This is a genomic window from Rhodococcus ruber (assembly GCF_027270735.1).
GTDB classification, from domain to species: domain Bacteria; phylum Actinomycetota; class Actinomycetes; order Mycobacteriales; family Mycobacteriaceae; genus Rhodococcoides; species Rhodococcoides rubrum_A.
The window spans coordinates 166,011-181,368 of sequence record NZ_JAPWIJ010000010.1 but is presented as its reverse complement, the minus strand read 5'-3'; the positions used below and the strand labels follow the sequence as shown (position 1 = coordinate 181,368).

The window sequence follows — 15,358 nt, the reverse complement described above, 5'->3', positions numbered from 1 at the left end:
GTACGACGTCGACTTGTCCACGGGGGCGTGGTGATCACCAATGGGAGGAGCTCTCTTCGATGAGCGAGGATGGATCGACCGGTAACTCGTCCGAGACGACCGGTCGAGCGGGGGGTAGGCCGAAGCGGGCTCGACCCACCCGTACACGTCCGACGCGAACTCCCATGTTGCCGAATCTGCTGGCAGCGGCGGTCGAGAAGAACCCGCAGGGGATTGCGGTGGTCGACCGCGATCGTTCGATGACGTACAGCCAACTCGACGCCGCTTCCTCGAAGCTGGCCCGCGTGCTCATCGCCCGTGACGTGGGACCGGAGAAGTTCGTTGCCCTGGCGGTGACCCGATCGATCGAGTCGTTGCTGACGGTGTGGGCGGTGGCGAAAACCGGGGCCGCGTTCGTACCGATCGATCCGAACTACCCCGCAGCTCGCGTCGAGCACATGGTGTCGGACTCCGGTGTGCAGATGGGTATCACCGTCGGCGAATTCGAGAGCCGACTCCCCGGTTCGGTGCGCTGGATCGTGCTCGACGCGCCCGACACCATCGCGGCCCTGGGGGAGGAGTCCGGCGACCCGATCGTCGCAGCCGACCGGACAGGCGCGATCGTGCCGTCGAATCTCGCGTACGTGATCTACACGTCGGGATCGACAGGTGTACCGAAGGGCGTCGCGGTGTCGCAGGCGGGTCTGGCACCACTGACCGCAACGCTGGTCGAGTACTACGAACTCGACAGTCGTTCGAGGACTTTGCATTTCGCGTCACCGAGCTTCGATGCGTCGGTGCTGGAGCTACTCATGGCCGTCGGCGCGGGATCGACGATGGTGATCGTCGCTCCCGGAGTGTACGGCGGCTCCGACCTCGCCGACGTCGTGCGTGACGGCCACGTATCGCACGCATTCATCACCCCGGCAGCGTTGACGTCTCTCGACCCCGAGGACGTACCGGACCTGCGAGTACTCGGCGTCGGAGGTGAAGCGGTCTCCGGCGAGTTGGTGTCGAAGTGGGCACCGAGCCGACAGTTGCACAATGTATACGGCCCCACCGAGACCACCATAGCCAGCAACATGTCCCAGCCTCTGATTGCAGGCGAGCCCGTCGTTCTCGGCTCGTCGACTCAGGGCATGACCTACTACGTACTCGACGATCGACTCCGGCAGGTCCCGTCGGGTGTAGCGGGTGAGTTGTATCTGACCGGGCCGGGAGTGGCCCGCGGCTACCACCGCCGGTTCGGATTGACGGCCGCGCGGTTCGTCGCCAATCCATACGCTACGGCCGGCGAAGCAAACGATGCCAGGCTCTACCGCACCGGCGACACGGTGCGTTGGCGAGAAGGTGCCTCCGGCCGCACCCTGGAATACATCGGACGCAACGACTTTCAGGTCCAGATCCGTGGCTTCCGCGTCGAACTCGGTGAGATCGACGCTGCACTCGAATCCGTCGGCGGCATAGATTTCGCGGTGACGGTGAGCCGAGCGAATGCGGCAGGCACGATGGTTCTGGCGGCGTACGTCAAAGCGACGCCCGGTACCGATCTGAATATCGGTGCCGTACTCGACGCGGTGGCGGTGAAGCTACCGGCACACATGATTCCGGCTGTGGTGACCGAACTCGACTCGATTCCGTTGACGCCGATCGGAAAACTGGATCGAGATGCATTGCCGGAGCCGGTGTTCGAGGTCGTCGAGTACCGTGCACCGATCACGGACACCGAACATCTGGTCGCCGAGATCTTCGCCGAACTGCTCGGATCGGACAGGGTGGGCCTCGACGACAATTTCTTCGAGAATGGAGGCAACTCGCTCGTGGCGACGCAGGTCGTCGCCCGACTGGGTTCTGCACTGGGCAAACGCCTTCCGGCCCGGATGGTGTTCGAGTCGCCGACTGTGGTTGCGCTGGCGAAGAGCGCCGATTCGGCCGGCCGAGTCCTCACCGGGCCGACGCTCGGACCCAGGGAACGGCCGAATTCGATTCCCCTGTCGATGGCGCAGCAGCGAATGTGGTTCCTCAACCGGTTCGATCCGGACTCGGCGGCGAACAACGTTCCCGTAGTACTGCGGATCAGTGGGGAACTGGACGAGCCTGCGCTGAGCGCAGCTGTGCTCGATGTGATCTCTCGACACGAGGTTCTTCGAACCGTCTATCCCGAGCTCGATGGTGTGGGGCACCAGGTCATTCGGCCCGTCGGGGAACACGATCGGTCGCTCTTTCGATCGACGGCATCCGCATCGGAGACGGAGCGATCGGTGCTGAACTTCCTGTCCGCCGGCTTCGATGTGACACAGGAGATTCCGTTCCGCGTCGGACTCTTCACCGTGACAGACGACGGCACCCATGTCCTCGTTCTGGTTGCGCACCATATCGCTGCGGACGGTTCTTCCATGGCGCCACTCGCGCGAGATGTCATGACGGCCTACGCAGCTCGGGTTGCTGGAACGGCTCCCTCGTGGGCACCACTGGCAGTCCAGTACGCCGATTACGCGCTGTGGCAACGAGAGTTGCTGGGAAGTGCCGATGATCCGCGTTCCCTCCAGTCTGCCCAGATCGCATTCTGGCGGGAACGATTGGCAGAGATACCCGACCAGATTCCGCTACCGACCGATCGGCCGCGACCGTCGGTGTGGTCGAGTAGGGGAGCGCTCGTCTCGTTCGCTCTGAATGCAACCCAGCACGCGGGCATCGTGCGGCTGGCGCAGGCCAACGGGGCGACTGTCTTCATGGTCGTCCACGCGGCTCTGTCGGTCGCCCTCGCGAGACTGACAGCCGAGGACGACATTGCAATCGGTGCTCCCGTCGCCGGGCGCGGAGAGGAAGTTCTCGACGACGTCATCGGGATGTTCGTCAACACGGTGGTTCTGCGGGCCGAAATCGACAGGAACGAGTCGTTCGGTGGTCTACTCGGTCGGCTGGTCGGTAGCGATCTGAGCGCATTCGACCACGCCGATGTGCCGTTCGAGCGCTTGGTCGAGGCTCTGGATCCGCCGAGGTCGCAGGGCCGGCATCCGCTGGTGCAGGTGGCACTGTTCTTCCAGAACTTCGCCAGGACGTCACTGCAGCTGCCCGGCCTCACAGTGGACGAGTTCGGCTCTGCACCGGTGTCGGCGAAGTTCGATCTTCAGTTCACTCTGGGCGAGATGCAGTCGTCGACCGGCGGATCCGCGGGCCTCCATGGCGAGATTATTTACGCGACAGATCTTTTCGACGAGTCGACGGTCCAGTCCTTTGCGCAGCGATTCCTGTCCGTGGTCGATGCCGTCGTCGCCGACGACGGTGTTCGGGTGGGGGACATCGAGATCGTGAGCGCTGCCGAACGCGCCGCGTTGCTCGAAGACTGGCGCGGTCCGACCGCGGAGCTCGGCCCGGCGGACGAGTTGTTGCTCGACGGTTTCGACAACCACGTGGAGTCGACACCGGACGCAACCGCCCTCGTCCTCGGCGACACGACTCTGACGTATCGCGAACTGAACAGTCGGGTGGAGAGCGTGGCACGGGGGTTGGTCGCTCTCGGTGCAGGCCCCGAGAGCACCGTTGCCTTGGCAATGCGTCGCTCGATCGAGCTGGTGGTCGGCATGTATGCCGTGCTCCGCGCCGGCGCGGCCTACGTCCCGATCGACCCGGAGCAACCTGCCGAGCGCACCGGCTACATCGTGGAGACCGCGCAGCCCCTGTGCGTGCTCACGACCCGGACGGACGGCTTCTCGGCCCCCGACGGCACGCCTGCACTCCTGATCGACGAGTTGGCAGCTGCGGGACCGAGTACCGGAGGCGGTGGCGTACGGCGCGTCGTTCGCGGTGACAACACGGCATACGTGATCTTCACGTCCGGTTCGACCGGACGGCCGAAGGGCGTTGCCGTCAGTCATCGAGCCATCGTCAACGAGATGGCGTGGATGCAGCAGCAGTACTCCATTGCCTCCGAAGACGTGTACCTCCAGAAGACGGCAACTACCTTCGACGTCTCGCTCTGGGGCTTCTTTCTTCCACTCCGGGTGGGCGCGACCCTGGTTCTCACCGCTCCCGGTGCGCAGCGCGAGCCTGCAGAACTGGCGAACCTGATCGCAGAAACGGGTGCCACTCTGACGGACTTCGTTCCCTCGATGCTGTCGGTCTTCGGCGAATCGGTCACGGCCGGACTGCTGGACACGCTTCGCGAGATCTTCGTCATCGGCGAGGCGCTACCGGCACGGGCGATCGAGGTGTTTCGCACCAAGTCCGCGGCTCGGGTCCACAACTTGTACGGCCCGACGGAGGCTGCGGTCAGCATCACCTTCGCCGACGTGACCGAGCACGACACCGAGGAGGATTCGAGCGTTCCCATCGGAGTGCCGCAGACCAACAGTGAGATTCTGGTTCTCGACTCACGTCTGCGTCCGGTTCCGGCGGGTGTGGCAGGCGAATTGTATTTGGCTGGAACGCAACTCGCCCGCGGATATGTTTCCCGGGCCGATCTGACGTCGGAACGTTTCGTGGCACACGCGTTCGCGTCGAACGGTGAGCGTATGTACCGGACGGGTGACCTCGTTCGATGGAGCGTGGCCGACGGGGTGAAAGGCGCGGGCACACTCGAGTACATCGGTCGTACCGACTTTCAGGTGAAGTTCCGTGGTCAACGAATCGAACTGGGTGACATCGAATCTGCGATGTCGACTCACCCCGGCGTATCGAGTGCAGTCGTAGTGGTGGCCCACGGTCCGGCGGGCGACATACTCGTCGGTTACCTCGTGCCGAGCGTCGGAGCGACCGTCGATGTCGGTGAGGTGACTCGAACACTGTCCGGCGCACTGCCCGGCTACATGGTCCCTACGGCCCTCGTGGTGCTCGACAGCCTGCCTCTCAACCCGGCCGGAAAACTCGACAGGCGAATGCTGCCTGCGCCGGTGTTCGAGACCACCGAGTATCGAGCACCGACCGACGACTTGGAGGTGACGATTGCCGCGGTGTTCGGTCAGGTTTTGGGCGTCGACCGGGTCGGTCTGGACGACGACTTCTTCGGTCTGGGCGGAAACTCTTTGATCGCAACGCAATTGGTGTCTCGGCTCGGGGCCGAACTGGGCCTCCGGGTGTCCGTGCGGACGGTCTTCGAGACATCGACCGTGGAATCGCTGGCCGGGGCGGTTCGACGCCTCGACCGCAATGAACGCCCGGTCGGGCCCGTTGCAACCCCCCGGCCGGAGCACCTGCCGCTCGCCCGTTCGCAAGAACGGATCTGGGAGGCGAACCAGCTTTCGCAGGATGCGTTGTGGAACATGCCCTTTGCGCTGTCGGTACATGGTCCGTTCGACGTGGCCGCGCTTCGTGCCGCTGTCCGAGACCTCGTATCGCGACATGAGTCGTTGCGGACCGTGTACCCGGACTCCGACCGAGGCCCTCATCAGCGGATCCTGTCGATCGACAGCGGGCTGGAGCCGATCGAGGTCGTTCAGGTCTCGACCGAGCGGCTCGATTCGGCTCTCGACGAGTTCATGTGGGGATCGTTCGACATCCGGCACGAAGTTCCGCTGCGAGTAAGGGTCTTCCAGACCACACCGTCGGACGTCGTGATCGCAATCGTCGTTCAGCACATGTCGGCCGACGGTTACAGTCTGGGAATCATGTCCAGACATCTGGTGGAGGCGTATGTCGCGCGCTCGACCGGCACCGCACCGGAGTGGGAGCCGGAGGTGATTCAGTACGCCGATTATGTGCTGTGGGACCGGAAACTCATGGGCGACGCGGACGATTCCAGCAGCGAGATGCACCGCCAGATCTCGTATTGGCTGGACAAGCTGGATGGAATTCCCGACCGATACGAGCTGCCGTCGTCGGTGACGCCACCCGCCGTGCCGTCCACCCGCGGGTCGATGTCTCCGGTGGTGATCGATGCAGAGTCCCATGCAGGATTGGTAGCGCTGTCCGAGCGGACGGGTGCCAGCCTGTACATGGTGTTGCACGCGGCGCTCTCGTTGTTCATCGGTCGCGTGTCCGGCCAGGATGATGTGGTCATTGCCACGGCGGTGGCGAACCGTTCCACGCCGGATCTGGAGCCGATAGTCGGGAACTTCGCCGATGACATAGCGATCCGCGTCGATGTGCATTCGGACGAGGAACCGGACGCATTGATTGCGCGGGTACGCGAGGAACTGCTGTCCGCGTTCGATCATTCGTCGATCGGTGTTGCGGAGATCGAACGCGCACTCGGTTTGGTCGGGGACGATTTCCGACCCCTGTATCAGGTGATTCTGATTCTGCAACGTGCGCTCGAGGTCACCGCGACCGAACAACGTGACGTGGACGAATCGATCCCGACAATCGTCCAGATACCGGTCGGCAACGAGTATGCCCGGCACGAGTTGGAATTTTCGATTCGGGATTCGTACGACGAGAACGGTGTGCCGAAGGGTATCTCCGGGGGAGTGATCTATGCCGTCGACTATTTCGACGCAGCCAGTGCTGCTGCGTTGGTCGACGGGTTCGTTGCGGTTGCGAAGACCTGGGCTCGGGAGGAGCTTGCGAGACTGGGATGAGAGACCGGGAGGCTCGACGGTGTCGAGTCTCCCGGTTCTTCTCCGATGCACTCGTCCTGCGTCGTGGACAGCCGATGGGCGTCTACGACGTCGCGGGGCCTCAGCAGGGCGGGGTGTTGCCGGCCGCGTAGGCCGGATCGAGCGCAGATTTGACTATGTACAGCGGTGCGGGATCGGCAATCAACCCGATGTGGGTCGTGGTCGCACTCGGGCACACGTCCTGTACCCACACGTTGTGAACGTTCGTTCCGTCTCCGGACTTGAGGAAGGTCCCATCCGGCGGAGTCGAAATCGTGTCGTCACGGGTAGCGATCACCGTGTAGTCGACGCCCGGCTGCACGTCACCATCGGCATTCAGCTTGGCGAGGGTGGAGGACCCCACCAGCTGCTGAGCACCGGCCATGTTCCAGGTGAGAGGTGTGATCGCGTCACCGGGCAACCCGAGTGAGGTCAGCAGCTCGCTGAGTTGCTGCAGACCGCCGAACGTCGTTCCATGGTTGGTTGCGCCGAGCGTCACGAGGGAGTGGACTTTGTTCAGTGCGGGATCGGCCGGATCCGTTCCGCCATCGAACTTCATGTACTGCCGCGCAACGAGCCCGCCCTGAGAGTGGCCGACCATGTCGACCTGGGTCGAACCTGTCTCTGCGAGTACACGATCGACGAAGGCTGCCACTTCCCGTGAGGATGTCGCAATGTCGCCTGATCCCCAGATGACATTGCCCGGTTCCAACAGCAACGGAACTGCGCCGTAATTGGGTGCGAAGACGCAGTAGCCCTCGTCCACCAACTGAGGTGCCAGAACCTGCCACGCCGTGGAGTCCATCTTGGTGCCGTGCAGCAGAACCACCGGGCGGGGATGTTCGGGGCTCGGAACACACCCGAAATCGTTGGCACCCTCGAGCGTCGGCCCGACGATCGGTGCTGCGGACGCGGTCGCAGTACCGGCGAAACACAGAGCTGCTGCCGAGGACAAGGCGAAGATTATTCGCGATGTACGGGGAAGTTTTGCCATGGCCTCGTTTTTCGGTCGTCTTGCGGTATGAGATATCTGCGGTCGGTTGCCGTGTCACCGAACGGTAACACCGGCAGGTGAACACCTGTCCCGACTCGGTCGAGTGTGCAGGCAAAACACAAACGATGACGCATTGCTGTGGTGGAAATCACCACGACTATGTCATCTCGCTGTTACCTGACTCAGCCGTGGCTCGACGCTCGCCGGAAACCGCGGATCGCCGGAACAAGAAATACGACCACCATCCCGAGCGACCAGGCGAGGGTCTGAAGGACGGGCGTCATGACCGGTCCGCCCATAGCCAGGTTCCGCATTGCACCGACCGCGACCGACATAGGTTGCGCAGCGACGACGGGTTGGAGCCACGGCGGATACGCGAGCACCGGGACGAACCCGGCGTTGAAGAACATCAACAACGTGCAGAATATGGACACGAGTTCGACCAGGGGTGCATCACCGGCGACGGTCGCGAGGAACGTCACCATCACAGCGAACCCGATACCGAAAACGACCGGAATCAGAAGCAACAAGATGCCGACCTGCAGTCCCTGCGTGAATCTGAACCCCATGGCCACACCGGCAAGGATGATGACAATGGTGGTCACGAGCACCCGAACTGCTTCGGCGATCATTCTGCCCAGCAGGCCGGCCGCCCGGTGAGTGGGCGTTGTCCAGAACCGCGACAGCAGCCCCGACTTCCGCTCGGCCTTGAGGCCGACAGCGCTCACGATGGACCCGAACATGGCCCCGACGAGAGCGATCATCGGCACCTGGCCGTAGATCGCCGGCGAACCGGTGGCCGCCGAAATCGAGTTCCCCAACACGACACGGAACATGACCAGCATCAACGCGGGGTACAGCAGTGCCTGAATCATCGTCGATGGATCGCGCATCCATCGCATCAGAAGTCGCTTGGCTTGGATCAGACTGTGGGTCCCCAGTGCACGGAGCGAGCCTTCTCGCAGGGCCATGTTGGGTTCGGGAAAGGTCAGGGTGGATACGCGCACGGTGTTCACGGACGCTTCTGCCATCGTCATCTCGGACTCGTCATTCTGGTCTCGAGCTCGCCCAGATGGCGAGCGGGACGAAGAACAGGATCAGGCCGGCGACCCACGCGAGTGACGGCCACAACACCTGAAAGCTGACGCCACCCTCGGCCATATCCCGCATTGCAAAGGAGAACTGAGAAATCGGTTGATTGCGAACAAAGGGGCGGATGAGTTCCGGAAAACCGCTTTCCGGGACGAACCCGCACGAGGCCATACCGAGAATGAGCTGGGGAAGGGTCAGCACCTGGCTGGTCGCTTCGGGGCTCTTCGACAGCGTTCCGATCGCATCGGCGCCGATGGACAACGAAGTGCTGACCAGCATTGCGAACGCACAGAACAACAGGGCCTGAGCGAATCCTGCAGTGAAGCGAAAGCCGATGACGTAACCGAATCCGAGGGCCGATACCAACGACACCAGTGACCGGACCACACCACTGGAAATTCGTGCCACCAGTGGGACACCGCGTACGACCGGCATCGTTTTCAGGCGAGAATTGAGTCCACTCATTGCCTCCGTCGAGGCCCTTTGAGCGGCGGAAATGGCGGTGAACGCCATTGCCTGCAGGACAATGATCGGCATCAAGAACTGGGCATAATCGATGCCTTGGAGGCCCATCACGAACTTGAGCGGTAGGTAGAAGCCGACAGTGAAGATCAGTGGCGCGATGACGGCGACCAGTAATTCACCCTTGGTGAGCATCGTCCACAGAGCGCGGCCGGTCAGCGCCTGCCACTGGACGAAGCCGGACGGTCGCGTCCGGGATCTCCGCTTCGGTTGCTGCGTGGTGGAGCCGGCACCGGTCCGCTCGACAAACCTTGCGTGTGTCTTGGCTACGCCCCGCGTCGTGGCCGTCATCAGCTCGAGCTCGCTTGCGAGTGCCCGGTGAGGGTGAGGAACACGTCGTCCAGAGAAGGCCGCCGCAGGGCGATGTCGGCCAATACGATTCCCTCGGCGTCGACTCGGCGGAGGATCTCCGACAGCGTGGCTGCGCCGTCGGGTGCCGGCACCGAGATGCGGTCGGATGTAGCGGTGATCTCGGCGTGTACGGCCGCAGGGACCATGTCGCCCAGTGCGCGCGCGGCGGCTCGGAGCTGACCGGGATCGAGCGGGACCACTTCACAGTAGCTGCCACCGGTCATGGCCTTGAGTTGATCGGATGTGCCCTCTGCGATGACGGTGCCCCTGTCGATGACGATGATGTTGTCGCTGAGGACGTCCGCTTCTTCGAGATACTGCGTTGTCAACAGCACGGTGATGCCCTGTGCCTTGAGCGCCTCGACCAGAGACCACACGCCCTGCCGGCTGCGCGGGTCGAGTCCGGTCGTCGGTTCGTCCAGGAACACGACCTCCGGCCGTACGACCAATCCGCACGCGATGTCGATCCGGCGACGCATGCCGCCGGAATACCCACGGACGGGCCGCTTGCCGGTATCCGAGAGGTCGAACTCGTCGAGCAGAGCCTTGGCGCGCGCCTTGGCGGCCTTCTTGTCCAGACCCATCAGACGGCCGAACAGCTCGATGTTCTCGCGGCCCGACAGGGTGTCGTCGAGTGCCGCATACTGACCGGTCATCATGATCGAGCGTCGTACCGCAGGGGCGTCGGCCACTACGTCGTGGCCGGCGACGAAGGCTCGGCCGGTATCGGGTGCGATCAGCGTGGAGAGAACTTTCACCGTTGTGGTCTTGCCGGCACCGTTGGGGCCGAGAATGCCCAGGACGGTTCCGCGCTCTGCGGAGAAGCTGATGCCGCGCAGCGCATGCACATCGCCGAAGGACTTGTGTACGTCCTCCACGTGTACGGCTGCGTGTTGAGCTGACGACATCGAATCTCCGAGCTGTCGGGGTGGATGGTGGGACCGGACCCAAAGGTCGAGGGCCACTGATTGATACCGGAATTCCCCGGAAATGTTACCTGCGGGTCAAGGCCGGGTGAGCTCGGCAGTCACCCCCAGTCGATATCGACACTGTCCTCGACGTCGAGTTTCCGGCACAGGGATCGCAGTCCGCTGTAGTCCTGGACCAGTGCACGGCGACTCTTGTCCAGCTCGACGTCGGCGAGCATCTGTTCGGCACCGCGCACGCCCTCGAGTTCGAGGATGCGTCTCCAGGTGGAGAAATCGCTGCTCGAGAACGCGTCCATGCCGTCGACGAGACCGTCGAGGAACTTCTGTCGGTCGTTGGGCCCGAGCCGGTCGAAGACGATCGCAGCCATGTCGTCGGCGATCGACGCGTGGCAGTACTCGTCTCTGTTGTGCAGCTTGACAGTCGCCCGATTGATGGGCTGGATGACGTCGTCGTCCTCGATCAGGTCGAGGTAGGACGTGATGGAGATCTCCGCGACCGTCATGAAAGCCAGTGAGCTGATCGCCGCCGACCACGAGTCATCACTGGTTGCCTGCGCAGCACGCTGCCGGCGCACAGTGGAGCTGAACGGCAGAGAGCGCTCCGACAGGGCCCATCCTCGGCCCCTGCGCGTCGCGGCACTCGCGTTGAGGTGCATCAGCGTGTGGTACTGCTCGTCCACCATCGCCTGAGTCACCGCGACCGCAAGGGTGTCGCCCATTCCGGTCTCGAACACGTCCTGCGCCAGAAGCGCGAAACCTGGGTGGACGACGTGCTGCTCGACATCCATCACGTTCTTGTTGAACGCGATCCAACCCCAGGCTCGGAGTCGATCCTTCTGCTCGGGGGTGGCACCGGTGAAGGTGTCGTGCTCGCCGAAGGGTATGAGGGCGTCGGGGAAATCCTGTTTGGACGTGTCGAACAGGTCGTCGAGTTCGGGTTCGGGCTTCTTCACTGTCGCGCGCTGCGCCCAGTTCTTGGCCAACCGTGAGACGACCGCACTCTCCACGACATCGCCGGAGTCGAACTCCGGCAACGACGGCTGTTCCAGCATTGCGTGCCTCGCCTCCGCGCTGTTACCAGCGGTCATCGGTTTCCACTACTACCTCGAACGATACCGAACATCTCCGCACACACGGCTCGATAGCGATCGCCGCTTCCTCCCAGCGTGGACTCTGCCTCGGTCAACAGTCGCGCGAACCGGTCCTCGGAACCGGAATCGACCGCCTCGTTCAGTGTTTGCGTGGCGCGGCGCAGTGCCGCTCTGGCCTCGGCGGCGTGCGGATTGCCTGCTTGTACGTCCCAATAGACCTCGGGCTCGCCGCCCGTGATGCGAGCGAGCACCGCCAGCATCGTTGCGTGTGGGGGAGGTGCAACGGCAGCGATGTCCCCGAACGGCAGGTCGAGTTCGGCCAGTGCCAACCCGAACGCCAGCACACTGGCGTGCGTCAGAGCTTGCGTCGCTGCGGCGAGGCGATCGTGGCGTGCGGCGTCGAGAAGAACGACTCGGCCACCCCATCGCGAGATTCTGTCGAGAAAAGCGTCCACGGATGCGCCTTCGCGGTGCACGACGGCGGCTACCGGGCGGCCGGCCATTCCAAGCGACGGGGCGAACATCGGATTGATTCCTACGGTGGGACCGAGGCGGTCGGTGGCATCCACGTGGCGCGCGAATCCGGATTTCACCGACAAGGTCTCCACCACCAGTGCCTCGGGCTGTACAGCCGAAAGGTCTGCTGCCAACGCCACGGATTCGGGCACCGCCAGAATCACCGTCGCAGCACGTGCCAGTACCGATGCGAGCCGGTCGTCGGGCGCGGTGATGTTTCCGACCGTGACCGGAGCGGCGGCGTCGGAGCTGTCGTGCACGTCGACCACCATCACTGGTATGCCATCCCCGCGCAGCAAGTCGACGATCAGTCGGCCGACGGCCCCTGACCCGCCGACCACGACCACCGAGTCATCGGACTTCCACTGCCGAACCGTGTTCATCGTTCGAGTATGTCAATGGGCCGCGGAGGAAACCCAGATCGTGATGTCTGCGTGCACCACCTCGACGCCTGCGGTGTCTCGTATCGACACCGGCACGACGACTTCGACTCCGTCGGTCACAGTCGAGAAATCGGGAACCTCCTCCAGTTCGGCGACCGCGCGGAGCGACGTGGTTGCCTTCGTCAGGTATCGGACGTTCATCGATTTGGGGATCCAACGGTGCGAGGTCGGCACCGTCGCCTCGGCGAGCATGCCCATCGCAACCTCGGCGAGGTTGCATGCGGCGATGGCGTGGAAGGTACCCAGGTGGTTCCGAATTCCGAACCATTTCGGAGCCGTCACCTCGCAGCGACCCGGTTCGAGGGCCACCACCCGCGGCAGCACGGACGCGAAGTAGGGGACCCGGAGACACATGCCGACGGAGAACACGGCGGACCCGATAGTGTTGTGGGGAAGCTTCGACCAGGCGCGATAGGTTGCGCCCGTGGTGCTCTGGACTGAGGTCATGGCGCTACCTTACTGCTCGGTAAGGTAGCGCGACGACGATCGACGGACCCCGAGTTGATCTGTCGCCCGGACTGCGGCATACTGGTCGGGTTGCCTGGACACGGGACGCGCTTGCGTGCGGCCTGAACCAGGTGAGTCGGCTGCAGAGCCGGCTGAGCAAGACATGAGACCAGCGCTCCACGTGAGCGCGTCCGGAACACCAGCTCGATCGGTGCGGGTTTCGTTCGGTACGGATGGTTGAAGCGAAAGTTTCAGCGCAGACGAATGAGCGGAATCGCGACACGCCCGACCGCGTGGACCGGAGAACCATGACAGATGAAGAGCGGCAACGGATGCAGGCCACGCCTGGGTCGTCAACGTTTTTCACTGTCGTGTGTGCACGAGGGCAGTTCGGGTCGGTGGGTTCCACCGGCTCGGGGACTGTGCAGACGAGGTGGAGCAGGCCGAACGGCCCGTTCTACGACCAAGCGGCAAGAAAAGGACACTAAGCGTGGCGGGACAAAAGATCCGCATCAGGCTCAAGGCCTACGACCATGAGGCGATCGACGCGTCAGCGCGCAAGATCGTCGAAACGGTCACCCGTACGGGTGCCCGCGTCGTCGGACCGGTGCCGTTGCCGACAGAAAAGAACGTGTACTGCGTCATCCGTTCGCCGCACAAGTACAAGGACTCGCGCGAACACTTCGAGATGCGTACTCACAAGCGGCTCATTGACATCCTCGACCCGACACCGAAGACGGTGGACGCGCTCATGCGCATCGACCTCCCGGCCAGTGTCGACGTCAACATCCAGTGAGCGCGGAGACAACGATGACTGATAACAAGAACCGGCCTGCGACAGGAATTCTGGGCACCAAGCTCGGAATGACCCAGGTCTTCGACGAGAACAACCGCGTCGTTCCGGTGACCGTGATCAAGGCAGGCCCCAACGTGGTCACCCAGATCCGCACCCAGGAACGTGACGGCTACAGCGCCGTCCAGGTCGCATTCGGTGCGATCGATCCCCGCAAGGTGAACAAGCCCACCACCGGCCAGTTCGAGAAGGCAGGTGTCACGCCGCGTCGCCACATCGTGGAGATCCGCGTTGCCGACGCCTCGCAGTTCGAGGTCGGACAGGAGCTCACCGCTGCAGTGTTCGAGGACGGCGCATACGTCGACGTCACCGGCACCAGCAAGGGCAAGGGCTTCGCCGGAACCATGAAGCGTCACGGCTTCAAGGGTCAGGGCGCGAGCCACGGTGCACAGGCTGTGCACCGTCGCCCCGGATCCATCGGTGGCTGCGCAACTCCGGGCCGCGTGTTCAAGGGAATGCGCATGTCCGGACGTATGGGTGGCGATCGCGTAACCACGCAGAACCTCTCGGTCCACAAGGTGGACAGCGAAAACGGTCTGCTGCTGATCAAGGGAGCTATCCCGGGCCGTCGCGGCAACGTCGTGATCGTCAAGTCTGCATTGAAGGGTGGTGCACGGGCATGACCAGCCTCGACAAGAAGACCGAAACCAACTTGACGCTGGACGTCAAAGAGGTCGGTGGCAAGACCAACGGAACCGTCGATCTGCCGTCGGCGATCTTCGACGCACCCGCGAACATCGCGCTCCTCCACCAGGTCGTCATTGCGCAGCTCGCAGCGGCACGCCAGGGAACGCACTCCACGAAGACTCGTGGCGAGGTTCGCGGCGGTGGCAAGAAGCCGTACCGCCAGAAGGGAACCGGCCGCGCCCGTCAGGGCTCGACCCGCGCTCCTCAGTTCGTCGGCGGTGGCACGGTTCACGGACCGCAGCCGCGCGACTACAGCCAGCGGACTCCCAAGAAGATGAAGGCAGCCGCTTTGCGCGGTGCCCTCTCCGATCGGGCGCGCAGCGAGCGGATCCACGTGATCACCGAACTGGTTGCCGGACAGATTCCATCCACCAAGGGTGCGAAGACGTTCCTCGCCGAGCTCTCGGACCGCAAGAAGGTCCTGCTCGTCGTCGGACGCGAAGACACCGCAGCGTGGAAGAGCGTCCAGAACCTGGACGGCGTGCACCCCATCGCACCCGACCAGCTCAACACGTACGACGTGCTCAACGCCGATGACGTCATTTTCAGCGTGGAAGCGCTGAACACCTTCATCGCTGGGCCTGCAAAGAACGAGGAGGCAAGCAAGTGACCACGATCGCCGATCCCCGCGACATCTTGCTGGCACCGGTCATCTCCGAGAAGTCCTACGGACTGATCGAAGAAGGCACGTACACGTTCCTGGTGCACCCGGACTCGAACAAGACGCAGATCAAGATTGCCGTCGAGAAGATCTTCGACGTCACCGTGACCAGCGTCAACACGATGAACCGTCAGGGCAAGCGTAAGCGGACCCGGTTCGGTTACGGCAAGCGCAAGGACACCAAGCGCGCGCTCGTAACGCTCTCCGCCGACAGCAAGCCCATCGAGATCTTCGGAGGTCCGGTCGCGTAAGCGACT

At 63.4% G+C, this 15,358-nt stretch carries 12 protein-coding genes; 5 read left to right on the top strand and 7 right to left on the bottom strand.

Annotated elements, in window-relative coordinates:
* Window positions 1-59: 59 nt before the first annotated feature.
* Window positions 60-6,497, top strand: a complete 6,438-nt coding sequence (locus O4220_RS22385) for a non-ribosomal peptide synthetase (protein ID WP_269607687.1) — start codon at window positions 60-62, stop codon at window positions 6,495-6,497.
* Between the two features lie 100 nt (window positions 6,498-6,597).
* On the opposite strand, the gene O4220_RS22380 is transcribed toward O4220_RS22385, so the two are convergent.
* The 7 genes from O4220_RS22380 to O4220_RS22350 all read right to left on the bottom strand — a co-directional run bounded on the left by O4220_RS22380 (window position 6,598) and on the right by O4220_RS22350 (window position 12,900).
* Window positions 6,598-7,509, bottom strand: coding sequence for an esterase/lipase family protein (locus O4220_RS22380; protein ID WP_269607686.1), 912 nt, complete (start codon window positions 7,507-7,509; stop codon window positions 6,598-6,600).
* A gap of 182 nt (window positions 7,510-7,691) precedes the next feature.
* Window positions 7,692-8,546, bottom strand: a complete 855-nt coding sequence (locus tag O4220_RS22375; protein ID WP_269607684.1) for an ABC transporter permease — start codon at window positions 8,544-8,546, stop codon at window positions 7,692-7,694.
* 10 nt (window positions 8,547-8,556) lie between these two features.
* Window positions 8,557-9,414 (bottom strand): ABC transporter permease, encoded by an 858-nt coding sequence (locus tag O4220_RS22370; protein WP_269607683.1) that lies wholly within the window; start codon window positions 9,412-9,414, stop codon window positions 8,557-8,559.
* Window positions 9,414-10,382 (bottom strand): daunorubicin/doxorubicin resistance ABC transporter ATP-binding protein DrrA, encoded by a 969-nt coding sequence (locus O4220_RS22365; protein ID WP_057475681.1) that lies wholly within the window; start codon window positions 10,380-10,382, stop codon window positions 9,414-9,416. The genes O4220_RS22370 and O4220_RS22365 overlap by 1 nt, the downstream gene beginning before the upstream one ends.
* A gap of 119 nt (window positions 10,383-10,501) precedes the next feature.
* Entirely contained in the window at window positions 10,502-11,455 is a 954-nt protein-coding gene (locus O4220_RS22360) for an AurF N-oxygenase family protein (protein WP_269607727.1), read from the bottom strand.
* A gap of 32 nt (window positions 11,456-11,487) precedes the next feature.
* Window positions 11,488-12,393 carry a prephenate dehydrogenase dimerization domain-containing protein gene (locus O4220_RS22355; RefSeq protein ID WP_269607680.1) on the bottom strand — a complete coding sequence of 302 codons (906 nt, stop codon included), beginning with the start codon at window positions 12,391-12,393 and terminating at the stop codon, window positions 11,488-11,490.
* 12 nt (window positions 12,394-12,405) lie between these two features.
* Window positions 12,406-12,900 (bottom strand): hotdog fold domain-containing protein, encoded by a 495-nt coding sequence (locus O4220_RS22350; RefSeq protein ID WP_269607679.1) that lies wholly within the window; start codon window positions 12,898-12,900, stop codon window positions 12,406-12,408.
* A gap of 490 nt (window positions 12,901-13,390) precedes the next feature.
* On the opposite strand from O4220_RS22350, the gene rpsJ reads away from it, so the two are divergent.
* From rpsJ to rplW, 4 genes are read left to right on the top strand one after another with little or no spacing between them, the layout of a single operon-like run.
* Window positions 13,391-13,696, top strand: coding sequence for a 30S ribosomal protein S10 (gene rpsJ, locus O4220_RS22345; protein ID WP_003938093.1), 306 nt, complete (start codon window positions 13,391-13,393; stop codon window positions 13,694-13,696).
* A 14-nt stretch (window positions 13,697-13,710) separates the two neighbouring features.
* Window positions 13,711-14,376 carry a 50S ribosomal protein L3 gene (rplC, locus tag O4220_RS22340; protein WP_027496309.1) on the top strand — a complete coding sequence of 222 codons (666 nt, stop codon included), beginning with the start codon at window positions 13,711-13,713 and terminating at the stop codon, window positions 14,374-14,376.
* A complete protein-coding gene (gene rplD, locus O4220_RS22335) occupies window positions 14,373-15,050 on the top strand; it encodes a 50S ribosomal protein L4 (protein WP_032404662.1) in 678 nt (225 codons plus the stop codon). The genes rplC and rplD overlap by 4 nt, the downstream gene beginning before the upstream one ends.
* Window positions 15,047-15,352 carry a 50S ribosomal protein L23 gene (gene rplW, locus O4220_RS22330; RefSeq protein ID WP_027496310.1) on the top strand — a complete coding sequence of 102 codons (306 nt, stop codon included), beginning with the start codon at window positions 15,047-15,049 and terminating at the stop codon, window positions 15,350-15,352. The genes rplD and rplW overlap by 4 nt, the downstream gene beginning before the upstream one ends.
* The last annotated feature ends 6 nt before the right edge of the window (window positions 15,353-15,358 follow it).

Excerpts from the sequence above, each read along its gene's own strand:
- O4220_RS22380 (WP_269607686.1), bottom strand. The coding sequence starts at position 7,509 with ATGGCAAAACTTCCCCGTACATCGCGAATAATCTTCGCCTTGTCCTCG.
- O4220_RS22385 (WP_269607687.1), top strand. The coding sequence starts at position 60 with ATGAGCGAGGATGGATCGACCGGTAACTCGTCCGAGACGACCGGTCGA.
- rplC (WP_027496309.1), top strand. The coding sequence starts at position 13,711 with ATGACTGATAACAAGAACCGGCCTGCGACAGGAATTCTGGGCACCAAG.
- O4220_RS22365 (WP_057475681.1), bottom strand. The coding sequence starts at position 10,382 with ATGTCGTCAGCTCAACACGCAGCCGTACACGTGGAGGACGTACACAAG.
- O4220_RS22360 (WP_269607727.1), bottom strand. The coding sequence starts at position 11,455 with ATGCTGGAACAGCCGTCGTTGCCGGAGTTCGACTCCGGCGATGTCGTG.
- O4220_RS22355 (WP_269607680.1), bottom strand. The coding sequence starts at position 12,393 with ATGAACACGGTTCGGCAGTGGAAGTCCGATGACTCGGTGGTCGTGGTC.
- O4220_RS22350 (WP_269607679.1), bottom strand. The coding sequence starts at position 12,900 with ATGACCTCAGTCCAGAGCACCACGGGCGCAACCTATCGCGCCTGGTCG.
- O4220_RS22375 (WP_269607684.1), bottom strand. The coding sequence starts at position 8,546 with ATGACGATGGCAGAAGCGTCCGTGAACACCGTGCGCGTATCCACCCTG.
- O4220_RS22370 (WP_269607683.1), bottom strand. The coding sequence starts at position 9,414 with ATGACGGCCACGACGCGGGGCGTAGCCAAGACACACGCAAGGTTTGTC.
- rplD (WP_032404662.1), top strand. The coding sequence starts at position 14,373 with ATGACCAGCCTCGACAAGAAGACCGAAACCAACTTGACGCTGGACGTC.